At 71.6% G+C, this 16,070-nt stretch carries 17 protein-coding genes; 14 read left to right on the top strand and 3 right to left on the bottom strand.

Features of this window, described 5'->3' with window-relative positions; translation table 11 throughout:
- Positions 1-17: 17 nt before the first annotated feature.
- Entirely contained in the window at positions 18-749 is a 732-nt protein-coding gene (locus AB0O67_RS22335) for a ferritin-like domain-containing protein (protein WP_365452612.1), read from the bottom strand.
- Positions 750-974: 225 nt separating this feature from the next.
- Between AB0O67_RS22335 and AB0O67_RS22330 the strand changes: the two genes are divergently transcribed.
- The 3 genes from AB0O67_RS22330 to AB0O67_RS22320 all read left to right on the top strand — a co-directional run bounded on the left by AB0O67_RS22330 (position 975) and on the right by AB0O67_RS22320 (position 3,172).
- Positions 975-1,223: a hypothetical protein gene (locus AB0O67_RS22330; RefSeq protein ID WP_365452610.1), complete on the top strand. Its 249-nt coding sequence runs from the start codon at positions 975-977 to the stop codon at positions 1,221-1,223.
- A gap of 266 nt (positions 1,224-1,489) precedes the next feature.
- The gene (locus AB0O67_RS22325) at positions 1,490-2,158 is read left to right on the top strand and encodes a HEAT repeat domain-containing protein (RefSeq protein WP_365452608.1); all 669 of its coding nucleotides are present in this window, start codon (positions 1,490-1,492) and stop codon (positions 2,156-2,158) included.
- A 6-nt stretch (positions 2,159-2,164) separates the two neighbouring features.
- Positions 2,165-3,172, top strand: coding sequence for a MerR family transcriptional regulator (locus tag AB0O67_RS22320; protein WP_365452606.1), 1,008 nt, complete (start codon positions 2,165-2,167; stop codon positions 3,170-3,172).
- Between the two features lie 30 nt (positions 3,173-3,202).
- On the opposite strand, the gene AB0O67_RS22315 is transcribed toward AB0O67_RS22320, so the two are convergent.
- Positions 3,203-4,498, bottom strand: a complete 1,296-nt coding sequence (locus tag AB0O67_RS22315) for a GNAT family N-acetyltransferase (protein WP_365452642.1) — start codon at positions 4,496-4,498, stop codon at positions 3,203-3,205.
- A gap of 210 nt (positions 4,499-4,708) precedes the next feature.
- Between AB0O67_RS22315 and AB0O67_RS22310 the strand changes: the two genes are divergently transcribed.
- The 3 genes from AB0O67_RS22310 to AB0O67_RS22300 all read left to right on the top strand — a co-directional run bounded on the left by AB0O67_RS22310 (position 4,709) and on the right by AB0O67_RS22300 (position 8,596).
- The gene (locus AB0O67_RS22310) at positions 4,709-7,126 is read left to right on the top strand and encodes a SpoIIE family protein phosphatase (protein ID WP_365452604.1); all 2,418 of its coding nucleotides are present in this window, start codon (positions 4,709-4,711) and stop codon (positions 7,124-7,126) included.
- A 52-nt stretch (positions 7,127-7,178) separates the two neighbouring features.
- Positions 7,179-8,078 (top strand): NAD-dependent protein deacetylase, encoded by a 900-nt coding sequence (locus tag AB0O67_RS22305; protein ID WP_365452602.1) that lies wholly within the window; start codon positions 7,179-7,181, stop codon positions 8,076-8,078.
- A 92-nt stretch (positions 8,079-8,170) separates the two neighbouring features.
- Positions 8,171-8,596: a DUF6003 family protein gene (locus tag AB0O67_RS22300; protein WP_365452600.1), complete on the top strand. Its 426-nt coding sequence runs from the start codon at positions 8,171-8,173 to the stop codon at positions 8,594-8,596.
- A 442-nt stretch (positions 8,597-9,038) separates the two neighbouring features.
- Here the strand turns inward: AB0O67_RS22300 and AB0O67_RS22295 are convergent, their stop codons facing one another.
- Entirely contained in the window at positions 9,039-10,004 is a 966-nt protein-coding gene (locus AB0O67_RS22295; RefSeq protein ID WP_365452598.1) for a YihY/virulence factor BrkB family protein, read from the bottom strand.
- A 162-nt stretch (positions 10,005-10,166) separates the two neighbouring features.
- Between AB0O67_RS22295 and AB0O67_RS22290 the strand changes: the two genes are divergently transcribed.
- The 8 genes from AB0O67_RS22290 to AB0O67_RS22255 form a co-directional block, all read left to right on the top strand.
- Entirely contained in the window at positions 10,167-10,868 is a 702-nt protein-coding gene (locus AB0O67_RS22290; protein ID WP_365452596.1) for a hypothetical protein, read from the top strand.
- A gap of 7 nt (positions 10,869-10,875) precedes the next feature.
- Positions 10,876-11,583 carry a MauE/DoxX family redox-associated membrane protein gene (locus tag AB0O67_RS22285; RefSeq protein WP_365452594.1) on the top strand — a complete coding sequence of 236 codons (708 nt, stop codon included), beginning with the start codon at positions 10,876-10,878 and terminating at the stop codon, positions 11,581-11,583.
- Positions 11,559-12,089 (top strand): hypothetical protein, encoded by a 531-nt coding sequence (locus tag AB0O67_RS22280; protein ID WP_365452592.1) that lies wholly within the window; start codon positions 11,559-11,561, stop codon positions 12,087-12,089. Before AB0O67_RS22285 ends, AB0O67_RS22280 begins: the two co-directional genes overlap by 25 nt.
- Positions 12,086-13,000 carry a peptidoglycan-binding protein gene (locus AB0O67_RS22275; protein WP_365452591.1) on the top strand — a complete coding sequence of 305 codons (915 nt, stop codon included), beginning with the start codon at positions 12,086-12,088 and terminating at the stop codon, positions 12,998-13,000. The genes AB0O67_RS22280 and AB0O67_RS22275 overlap by 4 nt, the downstream gene beginning before the upstream one ends.
- On the top strand, positions 13,001-13,189 hold the full coding sequence (locus AB0O67_RS22270; RefSeq protein WP_365452590.1) for a hypothetical protein: 189 nt from the start codon (positions 13,001-13,003) through the stop codon (positions 13,187-13,189).
- 72 nt (positions 13,190-13,261) lie between these two features.
- Positions 13,262-13,765, top strand: a complete 504-nt coding sequence (locus tag AB0O67_RS22265; RefSeq protein WP_365452589.1) for a hypothetical protein — start codon at positions 13,262-13,264, stop codon at positions 13,763-13,765.
- A 175-nt stretch (positions 13,766-13,940) separates the two neighbouring features.
- The gene (locus tag AB0O67_RS22260; protein WP_365452587.1) at positions 13,941-14,675 is read left to right on the top strand and encodes a D-Ala-D-Ala carboxypeptidase family metallohydrolase; all 735 of its coding nucleotides are present in this window, start codon (positions 13,941-13,943) and stop codon (positions 14,673-14,675) included.
- A gap of 138 nt (positions 14,676-14,813) precedes the next feature.
- Positions 14,814-16,070: DUF1906 domain-containing protein (locus AB0O67_RS22255; protein ID WP_365452585.1), on the top strand; the 1,257-nt coding region annotated here is incomplete at its 3' end.

Here is a 16,070-nt window from a genome sequence, read left to right as displayed (position 1 = left end):
TGAACTGCCGCCCGGCCTCAGCGCGCGCTCGCCCAGGCGTCCGGGCGAGGGGCCACCACCGCGGACACGACCGCGCGGGACGAGGCCACGACCTCCGTCACGAATCGCAGGCGTCCGACGCCGAGTCGTCGCAGCGCCGGACCGTGGTCGGCGGCGACGACGAGGGAAACCGCGAGCAGCAGGAGTCGCCACAGGGCCATCACCGGGCGACGCGTGGGGCGGGGCAGCTCCGCCAGGGAGGCGTGCAGCCGCTCGCAGTGGAAGGGGACGTGGCGTTGCTCGTCGGCGAGGATCCGCCCCGCCACATCCGACGTGAGTGAGTCGTCGGTGCCGTCGCGCAGGGCACGGTAGTAACGCAGTGCCACCACTTCCGCGATCATCAGCACCAGCAGTTCCAGGCGCAGACCCATGAGGCGCCGCAGCTTGACGAAGACCGTGTCACTCCAGTGACCGGTCAACGTCGGTACACCACCCGCGGCCAGCAGCCCGGCGAGCAGACGGGCGTGGTTCTGCTCCTCGGCGACGAAGAGCCGGACCGCCTGGGCGTAGTCGCGGTCGCCGGCCTCGTCGGCCTTGGCGACTAGGTTGTCGCCGTCACCGTCCTCACCGACCTGGAAGCGCTGCACGCTGGCCCACACCGCCGGATGCAGCGTCGTACCCTGCCCCCAGTCCGGGTCACCCTGCGCCCGTCTGCGCTCGCGCTCGTCCTCGAACCGCCGTGTCCACTTGGCGAAGTCTGCGGTATGCACCCGGTCTCCCCTCTGCGGGGCACAGCAGGCACCGTGCCCCGCAGAGGGACGACGCCGGCGGACCCCGAACCGTTCCCACTGCGCCTCGGAAGCGGGGCATGCGGTGGCTTGTGTCAGGCCCGGTGACCTCACCGTCGCCGACGGCTACGTTGTGGGACGCGACAACCGAAGCCGGACGGCGAAGCAGGCATGGGGGAAGAGATGAAACGGCACTACAGGCTTGGCGTGGCGGTAAGCGCCGGAGCGGCGGCGCTGCTGCTGCTCGCCGGATGCGGCACCCCGACCGACTACAGCGAGATCGTCACGTTCACCGACGAGCACGGCCGGGTCTGCACCGCGGCAGTGGTCGTCGACCAGGAGCAGAACCAAGGCGACGACTACGAGATCGCCAGCCTGGACTGCGACTACCCGCCACAGGGTCACACGCCGGGACCCACCCGCTACTCACCCCTGCCGGAGCGGGACACGAAGTGACGCCGAGGCGTAGGGCCAACCGTGTCGGGCCCGGGTGAACCAGCGCGGGCTCAGTTCGCCGTACTGACCCGTAGTCGGTGAAGCCGAGTTCGGCGAGCAGGTCCATGCCCTGCTCCCAGCGGTGGTAGCTGTCGCAGGCGGCGGCTGCGAGCAGGGCGAAGGGATCGGTTTCGGTCGGGACGCCGGGCGGTCCGCCAAAAGTGAAGGGTCCGGCTTGACCTTGACATTGTGACAAGGCCTTCACTGGGGCGCAGGAGGTGGTCCCGATGACCATGCCGCAAGAGGACACGTACATGACGCGAGCTCTCCACGGGCTGGAGAACGACAGCTCGTCGGTGCGGCTGCAGGCGGCGCTGGCGGTCGGCACGAGACCGGACCCCGGGTCCATCGACAAGCTCGTCGAACGATGCGCGATCGAGCCTGAGTTCTACGTGCGCGAAATGCTCACCTGGGCACTGACCCGCCACTCGCCCGCACTGACGGTCCCGAAGCTCGTCGAAGAACTCCGCTCGCAGCGCGCGCAGGCACGAAGTCAGGCCCTGCACACGTTGTCCAAGGTCGGGGATCGGCAGGCGTGGCCGGCGATCACACGGGCGCTTCTGACCGACGCCGACGACGAGGTCGCGCGGAGCGCCTGGCGGGCGGCGGTCGCGCTCGTGCCCGAAGGTGAGGAGTCCGGGCTGGCCCGCGTGCTGGTGACACAACTCGGGCGCGGCGGGCGTGAGACGCGGTTGAGTCTCAGCCGGGCCCTGATCGGGCTCGGCGAGGTGGTCGTGCCGGCCCTGCGCGCCGCGATGACGGATGCGGTGCCCCACGTGCGTCAGCACGCGATCGCGACGGAGCGGCTGTTGCGCGACCCTGACACCGGGTTCGAATTCGCGATCGAGGAGGCGAAGCGCATCGTAGTCCTGGGCACGGACAACCAGGAGGGATGACAGGGAGTGCTGATCGGTGAGGTGGCACGACGGTCCGGGGTCAGCGCGCGCATGCTCAGGCATTACGAGTCGCTCGGCCTGCTGCGGCCGAGGGGGCGCACCGAGGCCGGCTACCGGGAGTACGCCAGCGAGGACGTCCGGCGGATCTTCCACATCGAGAGCCTGAGGTCCTTGGGGCTGTCTCTGCGTGAGGTGGCGCGGGCGCTGGATGATCCCGGCTTCAAGCCCTCGGCGCTCGTCGAGGACCTGATCCGCCGGACGCGGGAACGCATCGCGAGCGAGACGGAGTTGCTCACACGACTCGGCCGGATCGGTGCCGCGGGCCCCGCCGGCTGGGAGGACGTCCTCCAGACCGTCGCACTGCTGCAGGGCCTGGGGTCGGAGAGCGCCGGGAGGCGTCAGCGCGCGGCGCTGTCCTCGGTCGAAGGGGTTCCGGTGCCGGTGGAGGCCCTGGCCGAGGCGGCGCTGAGCGAATCGGACCCGCACGTGGCGGGAGCCCTTCGATGGGCCCTGGCGCAGTCGGGCGACGGCGGGCTGGCGCTGCTGGCGGAAGGCCTGACCTCACCGGTGGCCGAGGTGCGCAAGCGTGCCGTCCAGGCCATCGCCGCGATGCCGAACCGAGAGGCGACGACCGCAGTGCTGCACGGCGCCCTCACGCACTCCGACGTCGTGGTCCGCAGGAGTGCGGCGCCGGCGCTCGGGGCACGTGGGGTGGCCGACGCTGTCCCGACGCTCATCGACATGATCGTCGAGGAGGTGAACGACGTTGATGCGGCGGATGCGCTGGGCGTGCTGGCGAGTGATCCCGAGTTGGCGGACGAGATCGCCACGATGCTCGTCGACTGCCTCGGCCTCGACACCGTCGATGCGCCCGCGCGTGGACGGCTGACGCAGGCGCTCGCGGACATCCCGGGGGGCATCGCGTCTCGTGCCCTCGCAGATCTGTCGCACGACGAAGACCGTGCCGTGGCGCTGACCGCCACGTACGTTCTCACGCTGCGCCGGGCCCGTTAGCGAATTTCCCGTCGGGTCAACGGTGGCTGTTCACAGGCGGCTGTATTTCTCTATGTCCTGCGTGAACTCCTCGATCAGCCGTGGCGTCAGCGTGGACCGGGTGTCCGCGATGGCGGTCATGTAGTCGTCCGTGGTGGCCGGCAGGCCCTGGCGGTCCGTGACCTCACGCTCGAAGGCCGCCTGCGCACCTTTGCGGGCCGCGAACTCGATGTCGGCCGGGGTGAACAACTCACTGGCCGCGACCAGTCGGGCGACGTCGATCGACTCGGTGGCAGCCCTGAGGTAGCGCACCCAGATCGCCGAGCGGGCGGTCGGGTCCGGCGGTCCGATGGGGATGACGTAGTCGAACCGGCCCGGTCGCAGGAAGGCCGCGTCGAGGGAGCGGACCGAGTTGGTGGCGCAGACCAGCAGCCGCGAGTCCTGCTCGCGGAAGACGGGGATGAGCTTGAGCAGCTCGTTGGTCACCCCGTGCCCGGGATCGACCGCCTTGCCCGAACGCGCACCGGCGATCTCCTCCACCTCGTCGATGAAAAGCAGCACCGAGTCGAGTTCGGCCAGTTCCGCGAAAGCCTCGCGCAGCGCCGTCGCCAACCCCTCGCTCGTGTCGGCCGCCAGCCGCGACGGGAAGAGTTCCACGAACGGCCAGTCGAGCCGGGACGCCACCGCCTTGGCGAAACTCGTCTTCCCGGTGCCGGGCGGACCGAACAAGATGGTCGCCTTGGGCGGGACGACTCCGTAGCGGTCGGCCAGGGACGGCTCCTGCAACGGCAGCACGACACGGCGTTCGATCACCTGCTTCTCCCGGTTCATGCCGGCCATGGCGTCCCAGAGGCCGTCGGGCAGTACGCGCCCGCCCAGGGCCGCCAGGACGTCCGCGTTGGCGGATCCGGGCGGTTCGACCTTCTCGTAGAAGGTCAGGTCGTCGCGGAACCGGTAGCCGGAGTTCTCCAGGGCCTTGGTCCCGGCGGCACCCGCGGGCAGCAGCGCGCTGACGTGCCGTACGCCCAGGGCACGCAGGCGCCGCTCCAGCTCGGTCAGGAGAGCGCTGCCGATCCCGCGCTCACGCCACCGGGCGGCGAGGGCGATCAGCAGAACCCAGCCTCGCTTGCCGTGGGCCTGCGCCATGGCCATACCGACCAGTTCGTCACCGACGACGGCGACCACGGCAGGCTGCCCCGCCTTCGCGGCGGCAATCACCTCCGAGACCGGGAACACCGGATCACGGCTGTCCTGACCTGCCTGGCGGCTCTGGTCCCAGACCTGGATCGCCTGGTCCAGATCCTCGTCGTGATAGTCGCGCAGATGCCAAGCGGGCATCACTACCACCTCTCCAGGCGCAGAAAACCTCATTGTTTCCTGCCGGAGCCCAACGCGCTCGGCGGCCCGCGCCCGCGGAGCTGCCGGCGCAAGGACAGGAGATCGTGGTGTCACCGCCCGACTACCGGTTGTCGCCCAGGTCCGCGCACCTCGCGGCGCCGCCCGAGGTGGCCTGGACGTCGCTTTGCAGCCGCAAGACGGCAGAACTAGCTTAGGAAAGTGCCCCAATTCGACGCCGTATCCGGTGCCGGTTCGGCGTACGCCAGCACCGGCGCGGCGCTGGCGGTCGTCGGTCGCAGCGGTGTCGTGACCCGATGGACGGACGCCGCGGAGCACCTCCTCGGCCATCGGGCCGAGGAGATCCTGGGTCGACCGGCCGAGCGGCTGGCGGCCTCCCCCGGTGAGGCCGCGAGCTGGTTCGGCCGGGAGTGGTCGGGACGCGCGCTCCTGCGCCGTCGTGACAGGCGGACAGTGCAGGTGAGTCTGCGGGTGTCCGCGCTTCCAGGACCGGACGGGACGGTGGACTGGCTGGTCTCGGTGCTCGGAGCGGCGGAATCGACGCCCGCGGTCTCGGTCGCGGAGAACAGCCCCTTCCCCACGGCGGTCTGGGACTCCCAGCTGCGCATGGTGTGGCTGAACGCGGCCCTGGCACGCACCTACGGGCCCTCCTGGCCGCAACGGCTGGGCCTTCCGTTGGAGGAGTCGCCGCTTTACGCGGACACCGCCCAGGTCACGGCGCTGTTCCGGCAGGTTCTGGAGACCGGTGTACCGGTGATCGACCGCGAGCTCGACCAGCGGGACCGTCGCTGGCGCCACACGTACGCGCTGTCGGTGTATCCGGTGGAGAACGCACGCGACGGTGAGCCCGGGGTGTGCTCCACGAACGTCGACGTCACCACCTCACGGCGGGCCCGGGACCGGGTCATGCTGCTGAGCCGGGCGGGCACCCACATCGGCACCACCCTGGACATCATGCAGACCGCCCAGGACCTGGCCGACGTCCTGGTGCCCGCGATGGCGGACTACGTGACGGTCGACCTCGCGGACGCGGCCGAATTCGGCGACGAGCCCCTCGCCCGGCTCGGCACGACCGGCTCCGGCGCGGTCCCGGCCTTTCACCGTGCGGGCATGGCGTCGATCCGCGAGGGCGTCCCGGAATCGCTCTGGGCGCGTGGCGATCCGGTCTACGTCCCCCCGCGCTCGCCCTTCCTGAAGGTCCTGTCCACCGGACGCTCCTATCTGGAGCCCTTCCTGGACACCTCGCCAGGATCGTGGCTGGACCACGACCCGGGGCGGCTCGACAAGATCATCTCGCTCGGTATGCACAGCTTGCTTGTCATACCCATGCACGCCCGCGGCGAGATTCTGGGAGTCGCCGTGCTCGTTCGCACGGAAACCCTCGTGCCGTTCGACGAGAACGATCGCATGGTCGCCGAGGAAGTGGTCAGTCGCGCGGCTCTGAGCCTGGACAACGCACGCCGCTACACCCGCGAGCACACGGCGGCCCTGGCGCTGCAACGGGATCTGCTGCCGCGCAATCCGAACGGCGGGAACGCCTTGGACGTGGTGTGGCGCTATCTGCCGTCCGACCGGCGCGGTGGCGTCGGCGGCGACTGGTTCGACGTGATCGAGCTGTCCGGCGCCCGGATCGCCCTGGTGGTCGGCGATGTCGTCGGCCACGGCATCAGTGCCGCGGCGGGGATGGGACGGATCCGCGCCGCGATGCTCACACTCGCCGCTCTGGACCTGTCCCCCGCGGAGGTGCTGGCCCACCTGGACGACCTGCTGGCCCGCCTGGCGGCCGAGGACTTCGAATCGAAGGCGATGCCCACCACCATCAGCGGAGCCACCTGCCTCTACATCATCTACGACCCCGTCACCCGGCGGTGCTGCTCCGCACGGGCGGGCCACCCACCGCCCGCGCTCGTCGACCCCTCCGGCGACGTCACGCTCCTCGACATCCCCGCCGGGGCACCACTGGGTGTGGGCGGGCAGACGTACGAGGACGTGGTACTGGAGCTGAGCGAAGGCAGCACGCTCGTCCTGTACACCGACGGTCTCGTGGAAACCCGTGACCGTGACATCGACTTCGGACTGGACCGTCTGCGCCACGCCCTGACGCAGCGGCCGGGGGCACCGCTCCAGGACCTGCGCTCGGCGGTCGTGGGCACGATTCCCCCAGGCGAGCAGGCCGACGATGTCGTGGTGCTCCTGGCCCGGACCCGATCCCTCGGTCCGGACCAGGTCATGGAATGGCAGCTGGACGCCGACCCGTCCGCCGTCGCAGACGTCCGCGTCACGGCCGTGCGAGCACTGGTGGAGTGGGGTCTGGAACGGCTGGTGCCCGTCGCCGAGCAGATCATCGGCGAGCTGCTGGCCAACGCCGTGCTCCATGCGGTGGCGCCGTTGCGACTGCGACTGATCCGCGATCAGGTGCTGGTGTGCGAGGTCTTCGACAGCAGTCTCAACGTGGTGCGGACGGTCAGCGCCGGACCGGACGACGAGGGCGGACGCGGCCTGGCGATCATCGCCGCGCTGTCGTCACGCCACGGCTCCCGTGGGACACCGACGGGCAAGTGCGTCTGGGCGGAACTGCCGTTGCCGCCGGGTACACCGACGGCCGGCGACGGCACGTGACGGGCGTCGTACCGGGGGAACGCTCGACGGCGGTGTTCCGTACCCTTGCGGCATGCGCATGCGCCCCACCTTGAGCTGGACCCCTCCCGGTGACCTGCCGCCGGGTACGACGGACCTGGAGCCGGTCGCCGATGCGCTGAGCGCCGGCGGGGTGCTGGTGCTCAGCGGGGCAGGGATCTCCACGGAGTCCGGCATCCCCGACTACCGGGGCGAGGGCGGGAGCCTGAGCCGGCACACCCCCATGACCTACCAGGACTTCACCGCCGAAGCCCAGGCCCGGCGCCGGTACTGGGCGCGCAGCCACCTCGGCTGGCGCACCTTCGGCCGCGCCCGCCCCAACGCCGGGCACCGGGCCGTGGCCGCGTTCGGGCGGCACGGTCTGCTGTCGGGTGTGATCACCCAGAACGTCGACCGGCTGCACCACGCCGCGGGCAGCGAGGATGTCGTGGAGCTCCACGGGAGCCTGGCCCGGGTCGTCTGCCTCACCTGCGGCGCCTTCAGCTCGCGCCACGAGCTCGCCCGGCGGCTGGAGGAGGCCAACGTGGGCTTCGCGCCGGTGGCCGCCGGAATCAACCCGGACGGTGACGCCGACCTCGACGACGACCAGGTCGGGGACTTCCACGTGGTGCCCTGCACGATCTGCGGCGGCATCCTCAAACCGGACGTGGTGTTCTTCGGGGAGAATGTTCCGCCGCAGCGTGTCGAGCGCTGCCGTGAGCTGGTCGCGGAGGCGACCTCACTGCTGGTCCTGGGCTCCTCGCTGACGGTCATGTCCGGGCTCCGTTTCGTCCGCCAGGCGGCGGAGGCCGGGAAGCCGGTGCTGATCATCAACCGGGACCCGACCCGAGGCGACCGGCACGCCCTCGCTCGGGCCGCGCTCCCCCTGGGAACGGCCCTCACCACCCTTGCCGCCCGGCTGGGCATCCCCGTCGTGGGTCAGGCGCGGTCGTGAGCGCACCAGTACGGCCCGGCCGGTGAGTCGGCGGTAACCCGGGCGCGGCGGGGTAATGGGACGTCGATCAGCCCCGCTGAGGAGGAGCCAGGATGACCGACGACGCCTACTTGTTCCTGCTTGACGACGCGTCCGCGCCGCTCGGTGTGGCCCCGGCCGCCGTCGGTGATCTCCCGTCCTTGGAGACGCCCGCGGTACGCGCGTGGCTGACCGCTCAGGGAAGCACGGTGACCTCCCCGCACCTGCGTCTGCTGCCGCCGGAGGAGAGGGCGGCCGTGCCCGACGGAGCGGAACGGCTGCCCCTCCGGCTGAGCGACGAGGAACTGAACCTGGTCCGCCACCGGACGGCACCGGAGTCGCACGCCCGGGTCGAGGAGGAGCTGCTCACCTACCGCGACTGCGCGGACGGCCGGGACGGCCTGATCGGACGCGCGCTGGCCGCCGGCGTGCCACCGCACCGCATCGTCGAACTGACCGGGGTGGACCCCGCGACCGTGACCGCCGCGGCGGGCCGCTGACGTCACGGCGGCCTCAGCTGCCCTCCACCACCGTCGGCTGCCCTCCTGCCTGCGGCAGGTGCTCCGGATGCCGGACGCTCGTCGACGTCCGGTGTCGTCGGTCCTGCCGCACCCGGGGGCCGGACCCGAACTCCCCCCGACACCGGCTCGCGCCCGCCTACGCCAGCTGCCGCCTCGCCGACAGCTGCTCTGGCCGCTCGGGCGCCCGCCTCACACCTGACCCAGGACCCGAACATCGCCCGCACCCGCTGTCGTCGGCCCTCCCGCAGCCTGGGCCGGGGCCCGAACGCCCGCCGACACCCGCCTCACACCTCGTCCACCAGGAGCCCAACACCGCCGACACCCGCCCCCCACACCCGGCCAGGACCCCGGTACCGCTCGCGTCCGCCTCCCCCCGGTGCCGCCCCACCTCACACCCGATCCCGGCATCCGAGCTCGCACCTCACGCGCCCGGGCCGGGATCCGGCCGGACCGCCGACTCGATGCCGGCGCGGGCCGCCTCCAGTTGGGCGGCGAAGGCGACGCCGAGGAAGAGCGCGACCGCGGTGAGGTTGGCCCACAGCAGCAGGGCGATGAAGGCGGTGAGCGGCCCGTACACAGCGCCGAACGCTCCGCTCTCCTCGACGTACAGCGCGAGCAGCCAGGTGGCGCACACCCACAGCAGGAGGTGCACGGCCGAGCCGAAGGCCAGCCATGTGTAGCCGGGTTGCACGCGGCGGGGCGACCAGCGGAGGATCACGGCGGAGGCCACCCAGGCCAGCGCCAGTCCCACAGGGATGTCGAGCACGCCCCACCACTGCCGCCCGCCGTCCTCCCAACCGGCCGAGTCCGCCACCGCGTCACCCACGGCCTCGCCCGCCACGAGGACGACGAACCCCAGTACGAGTGGCAGACCGGCGGCGAGTGCCAGCACGATCCCCCGCCCGTACTTGCGCGGGAAGGGACGGTCACGCTCGATGCCGTAGATGCGGTTGGCGCCGCGCTCGATCTGGCCCATGGCCGAGGCGAGGTTCAACAGCGCGAAGCCCAGGCCGAGCCACAGGGCGAGCGTGCTCCAGACGTCGCCGTGCGCGGTGCGCCGCGTCCCTTCGAAGGCGTCCTCGACGATCGCCGCGCTGGCGCCCGGCACGATCCGGCCGAGCGTGAGCTCGATGATCCGGCCCACGCCCTCCGTGTGCACCGAGGTGGCCAGCCCGACCAGCGCCACGGTGCACGGGACCAGCCCGAGCACCACCTGGAAGGCGAGGGCCCGGGCGTTGGTGAAGCCGTCCGCGTAACGGAACCGTGCGAAGGAGTCGGTCAACAGCCGCAGTCCCCCGTAGTGGCGCAGGGCGGCGAACGCCTCGTCTCCGGAGAGTTCGTCCCCGATCATGTCCCGGGTCTGCGGGACGTGGACGGCGGTACCCATGGACGCTCCTTGTCGTACGGCTGCTTCCCTGTCCTGTTGCCCCGATAACCTTCCCGTCCGACCTCGTACATCCCGCCCACCTGATTGACAGGTTCATGTCTCTTGCCTAGGTTCCTCTGCGGTCGCGGCGTCGCTCAGGCCCGCACCCCCAGGAGGATGAACATGGTCGCACCGTTCGTCACTCACCGCGCCCTCGACGGCGCGACCTATCGCATGGAGGGCGAACTCGACTTCCGTGCGCCGTGCACCTCCGCCGTCGAGATGGTGGCCGGTGGACGGCTGGTCGAGTTCACCGCAGGGCCCGCCACTCTGGGAGCCGACGTCGCCGACTCTCTCGGCATCGGCGCGCCCGAGTCCGAACTCACCTTCCAGAGCGGCACGTTGCGCATCCACGAGTCGGTCGAGCGTGAAGCGCGCTCAGGGCTCGTGGAGCGCCCGTCGCTCGTCGTGTGGCGTGGGGAGCGCCATTCGCTCGTGACCCGGCTCTACGGCCTCGGCACGGCCGAAGTGCTCGGTCTGCTCAGGTCGGTACGCATCGCCGAGAGCGAGCACGGACTGACCCTCCAGCCCGATCAGTCCGCGGGAAGTGCCTTCGCGCGGCCCGCGACAGTGATCAAGGAAGTGCCCGGCCTCGGGTTGCTGGAGCTGTCCCGGCGGACGAAGGAACACACCGCACAGCTTCCCCCCTGGAAGGGGGTGGCGGTCGCCTCCGGTGAGCTGTTCCGCGACACACTCTCCGACGGCAGCCCGTTCTTCGTGCTCGCCTCCACCGAACTCTGGGCAACGCTCGTGCCGTTGGCGTCGACGTCCGTCGAGCGGGTGCCCGAGCTCGTCGGGCGTCTCGCGCTGCGGCGCACCGGGTGATCCGGCGATGATCGGATTCTGCGGCGGGCTCACCGCCTTGATCGTGGCGCTGACCCTGCTCACGGGTGCGGGCTCCCACGCCGGCCGCCCCGCCGCCCTGGGCGAGGCGCTGCGCGTGCACGGGGTGCTGGGGCCGCGACTTCGGCGCTTCGCGGCCGTCGTCCTGCCGTTCGCCGAAGGCGCCTTGGGGGCGGCCGGTACTGCCGCGCTGGTGGCGGGCCATGGGCGGGGGCTGCAAGCCGTACTCGCCGTGGCGACCGGCCTCTTGGTGCTCTACGCCGGCTACACGCGCCACGTTCTCGGCCTCGGCCGCGGGGGCCCCTGCGGGTGTTCACGCCGGGACGTCCCCCTGAGCCGCTGGGTGACCCGGCGGGCCGTGGCCCTCGCCGCCCTCGCACTGGCCGGTGCGGTGCTCGCCGGGGCAGGACCGGTACGGCTGTCGGCGGCTGAGCTGCTCACGCTCCTGCTCGCGGCTCTCGCCTGCACCGTACTGCTGTGGTCCCTGCCAGCCGCCATGCACGAGCCCGCCGAGACCTCCGCCCACCGACCGGCCACGGCCACCGTCCACCGACGGGCCGCCCCCACCGTTCACCAGCCGACCGCGGCCGCCGCGCGTCGGCCGGCCCCGACCACCGTTCACGCGCCGACCGAGGCGAGCGTGCACCGGACCGCCGAAGGAGTGTCGACGCGATGGACTTCACCACCAGCGCGGTGATCGTCTCGTGGGCGGCGATCGCGCTGCTCGCGCTGGTCGTCTCGGGACTGGTCAGACAGGTGCACCAGCTGTCGCGCGCACAGCCGCACCTTCCCGGGCGCGTGGGGCTCGCATCCGGCGCATCGGCGCCGGGGCTGACCACCCCCGCTCTCGACGGCCTGCTGCCGACGGACCGCGCCTCACTGCTGTTGTTCCTGGACGCCGACTGCGGCACCTGCGGACAGGTGCTCGCCGAGGCCCGCGCCTGGACCGTTCGCCAGGGCGACGCCGCCCCACAGGTGCTCGGGCTCTACGCGGGCCCCGCACCGCAGGACGCCGAAAGCGCCGTACCGGTCCTGGGCGAGCGCCCGGAGCTGTTCACGGCGTACGACATCCCGGCCACCCCCTATGCGGTGGCCGTGGACGCGGCGGGCCGCATCACGCGTTCGGAGCCGCTCGGTTCGGCCACCGCGCTGCTGCGGCTGCTCGACGACCTCCACCCCGCGACGCCGAGGAGCCTGCCATGACGTCACTGGACGACGTACCCACGCTGCGCCGGTCCGGGAGCGGCGGCCTCACCCGAGCCTGGCGCGCGGACGTGCCGTCCTTCGCACCGCGCAGACGCACGGTCCTGCAGGCGGCGACCGCCGTGGGGTTCGCCGCGCTGGGGGTGTTCTCCGCCGCCCGGCAGGCCTATGCCGACGGCTACGACATCTGGACGGGCGCGTGCCCGAGCTACGCCGCGGACCACAACTGCTCCCCGGGCTGCGGACCCAGCACCGTCTACGCCGACGCCTGCGTGACGTCGGGGACGAACACCGGCTTCCACCGGTCGGACGGCGTGACCTGGACACTGCGGCCCAACCAGTGCTACGCCGGGACCTACGACGGCTGGCTGTGGGCGTACAGCGCGGCCTGCGGAAACTGCGGCTGCGGTATCGAGCGGCGCTGCCACGACGGGTACCGCAACACCGGCTCCGGCTGGGTGAAGTCCATCTGCCGCTGGACCACCGACTGCGGCTGCCCCGGCTCCGTCAACTGGCCCACCACGGGCCGCGGGGCCACCGGGCCCGACGTCCACACCGTCCAGCACCTGCTCACCTTCCAGGGCCACCCGACCGGTGTGGACGGCCTGTTCGGGCCGGACACCGAAGCGCGCGTCGAGGAGTTCCAGACGGCGAACGGGCTGAGCCCCACGGGCAGCGTCGGCCCGGCCACCTGGCCCCTCCTGGTCTCCACCGTGCGCCAGGGAGACGTCGACGACGCCGTCCGCGGCGCCCAGCGGCAGCTCAACAAGCACGGCCACGCGCTGAACGTCGACGGCAACTTCGGCACGCTCACGCGGCAGGCCGTCATCGCGTTCCAGTCCCTGCACGGCCTGACCGCCGACGGTGTGGTCGGCCAGAACACCTGGCGCACACTGACCGGGACGGTCTAGATGAGGGAATCCGGCGCTCGCGAGGCCCGCCCGTACGGCACCCGGGCCGTACGGATGTGGGTCACCGAGCCCGCCGTGCCGGTCGCGGTCCTGGGGGTCGCGGCCGTCGCCGCCGTCCTCCAGGCGCCGGTGCTGACCTGGGCGATCACCGGCGGGTTGGCCGGCTACTCGCTCTCCGGCTCCGTTTGAACGCGTAACAGCGCGTTCGCGCTGGCCTCGCCAGGTTGGCGAGCGACGTACGGCCAGGCAGTCGTCCTCGGCGTGTTCACCCTCGGCCTGCTCGTCGGCGGAACGCTGACGGCCGCTGTGCTGTGGCTCCTGTCCGGGCTGTTCACGCCGCTTCCGGCCGGCTGGCGGCAAGGGCTGATCGTCGCCGCCGCCCTGCTCGCCGCACTGCGCGACGCCGGCAAGCTGCCGCTACGGCTGCCGCAGAACGCCCGGCAGATCCCTCAGGACGTGCTGCGCCGCCATCTGGCGCGCGGGGCCCTGCAGTTCGGCTTCGAGCTCGGTACGGGTGTGCGTACCTACGTCTCGGCGAGCGCGCCGTACGCGATCGCGGTCGCGGTCCTGCTGTCCGGGGGCTCCTACGCGCCCGCCCTGGCCGCCGGACTCGGCTTCGGCGCGGGCCGGGCTCTCACCCCGGCTCTGCGCAGGCTCTCCGGCGACGGGGAGCACTGGGACGACCGGCTGGCACGACGGCTGAGCGGTATGGCCGTCCTGAGCTCCGCGCTGATCGCCACTGCCGCTCTCGCGATGCAACGCTAGCTTCGCCCGCCGGAAACCTGCCTCTTACCTGATGACACAACAGCCCTTGTCCACCTACGAGTTGTGCCGGAGGTCTGGTCCTGTGGCAGATGGTTACAGTGTGGACATGCCAGGTCTCCGGCGCCAAACTCGGCTCAGTTCCCTGTGGCTCATCAGGACTCAGGACGGAGACACGATGCTGAGACGTACGGTCCGACTACTTCTCTCGGTTGTCATGGTCATGGCCGCAACCATGGGTGGCATGCTGGCCACGGCCGGCCCGGCCCAGGCCGACGAGTGCTACACCTGGAACCGCACCCTGTCGGAGGGCATGACGGGCGCCGACGTCACCCAGTTGCAGATCCGGGTCGCCGGACATGTCGACTTCGGCGAGATCCTCTCCGTCGACGGCAACTTCGGGCCTCGCACCAAGGCCGCGGTCATCAAGTTCCAGCAGGCGTACGGGCTGGGGGCGGACGGGGTCGCGGGTTCCCAGACCTTCAGCAAGATCTACGCGCTCCAGGACCCGGACTGCACGCCGATCCACTTCACCTACGCCGAGTTGAACAAGTGCAACTCCGACTGGTCCGGCGGAGCGGTCAGCGCGGCCACGGCCAAGGCCAACGGCCTGCGCACGATGTGGAAGCTGGAGGCCATGCGGCGCGCGATGGGTGACGTCCCGATCGTGGTGACCAGCGGCTTCCGCTCGCACGCCTGCAACAACGCGGTGGGCGGCGCCTCGAACAGCCGGCACCTGTACGGCGACGCGGCCGACGTGGTCGGCAACCCGTCGTTCTGCCAGCTCGCGCAGCGCGGCCGCTACCACGGCTTCGGCGGCATCTTCGGCCCCGGCTACCCCGGCCACAACGACCACACCCACCTGGACGGACGTACCAGCCGCTCCTGGTCCGCGCCCAGTTGCGGCATCTGACCGGCGCATCCCGCACGTACCGCCCCGCCCGGCACGGAGCCGGCCGCCGTGCCGGGACGCACTCCACTCGTCCCCGCACGGCGCGGAGCCGCCGTGCCGTACTCCCCACTCTCCCCCGCACCGAGTTGGAGTGCCCTGATGTCGTCCCGCAACTTCTGGCGCGTCCGCGCCGGAACGGCCGTGCTGGCGCTGCTCGCCGGTATCGGAGCGTTCTCGGTCCCGGGCCCCGCCCTCGCGGATTCCCCGCCCGACACCCGGCAGACCGTCACGTACCACGGCTACCGCATCGAGGTGCCCGCCGACTGGCAGGTGGTCGATCTGGCCGAGAACCCGCGAGCCTGCCTCCGCTTCGACAGACCCGCCGTCTACGTGGGCGAGCCCGCCGAGCAGAACGACTGCCCCGCCCGAGTCGTCGGCCGTACGGCGGGCATCGTCGTCGAACCCATCACCGCCCGCTCCGCCGACCGGGCGACGGCGGCGACCGCGCGGACACCACGGGGCAAGGCCACCGCCCCGACCGCCACCTCCAGCAACGGCACCATCCAGGTCGCGGTGGAGGACGCCGGGGTCCTCGTCACCGCCGCGCACACCCCCGGAACGGAGAGTCTGGTGCGCGGGGCCCTCGCCTCCGCCGAGCTCACCGCGGGCGCCGAGCGCACCGAGCTGCCGCGCGCAGGTAATCGGTCCAAAGCCGCTCCCCTGGCCGCGGCCGGCCCGCAGCCGGGCTCCTACCTGGGCAAGGGTTTCGACGCCTGCACCGCGCCCTCGCAGGCCGCCATGAACGCCTGGCAGTCCAGTTCGCCGTACAGCGCGGTCGGCGTCTACATCAGCGGTTCCTTCCGCGGCTGCGCCCAGCCGAATCTGACCGCGAGCTGGGTGACCAACCAGACCGGCAACGGATGGCGCCTGATCCCCATCGACGTCGGCCGGCAGGCGCCGTGCACCAGCTACTCGCTGAAGATGTCCTCCGACCCGGCCACGGCCAGGTCCCAGGGCGTCACCGCGGCCGCGGGCGCCGTCTCCGCCGCGTCCGGCCTCGGCATCCCGGCGGGCAGCGCCCTCTACAGCGACATCGAGGCGTACACCTCGACGGCGTCCTGCAAGGCGGCCGTGCTGTCGTACCTGTCCGGCTGGACCGAGCGGCTGCACAGCAGCGGCTACCTGTCCGGCTTCTACTCCAGTGCCGCCTCCGGCATCAGGGACGCGGCGAGCGAGTACGACAACGGCGCCTACACGCGGGTCGACCACATCTTCTACGCGTGGTGGAACGGCGCCGCCGACACCAACACCGGTTCCTACGTACCGTCCACCCACTGGTCGGGCCACCAGCGCATCCACCAGTACGCGGGCGAGGTCACCGAGTCCTACGGCGGCTATTCGATCAACATCGACCGC

This window comes from Streptomyces sp. NPDC086077 (assembly GCF_040686175.1).
Classification (GTDB): Bacteria; Actinomycetota; Actinomycetes; order Streptomycetales; family Streptomycetaceae; genus Streptomyces.
The sequence above is the reverse complement of the archived record's forward strand: the minus strand, read 5'-3'. Positions and strand labels throughout refer to the sequence as shown.

Coding starts and splice junctions, on each gene's coding strand:
- AB0O67_RS22270 (WP_365452590.1), top strand. CDS start 13,001: ATGAGGGAATCCGGCGCTCGCGAGGCCCGCCCGTACGGCACCCGGGCC.
- AB0O67_RS22325 (WP_365452608.1), top strand. CDS start 1,490: ATGACCATGCCGCAAGAGGACACGTACATGACGCGAGCTCTCCACGGG.
- AB0O67_RS22295 (WP_365452598.1), bottom strand. CDS start 10,004: ATGGGTACCGCCGTCCACGTCCCGCAGACCCGGGACATGATCGGGGAC.
- AB0O67_RS22280 (WP_365452592.1), top strand. CDS start 11,559: ATGGACTTCACCACCAGCGCGGTGATCGTCTCGTGGGCGGCGATCGCG.
- AB0O67_RS22260 (WP_365452587.1), top strand. CDS start 13,941: ATGCTGAGACGTACGGTCCGACTACTTCTCTCGGTTGTCATGGTCATG.
- AB0O67_RS22275 (WP_365452591.1), top strand. CDS start 12,086: ATGACGTCACTGGACGACGTACCCACGCTGCGCCGGTCCGGGAGCGGC.
- AB0O67_RS22290 (WP_365452596.1), top strand. CDS start 10,167: ATGGTCGCACCGTTCGTCACTCACCGCGCCCTCGACGGCGCGACCTAT.
- AB0O67_RS22305 (WP_365452602.1), top strand. CDS start 7,179: ATGCGCATGCGCCCCACCTTGAGCTGGACCCCTCCCGGTGACCTGCCG.
- AB0O67_RS22285 (WP_365452594.1), top strand. CDS start 10,876: ATGATCGGATTCTGCGGCGGGCTCACCGCCTTGATCGTGGCGCTGACC.
- AB0O67_RS22300 (WP_365452600.1), top strand. CDS start 8,171: ATGACCGACGACGCCTACTTGTTCCTGCTTGACGACGCGTCCGCGCCG.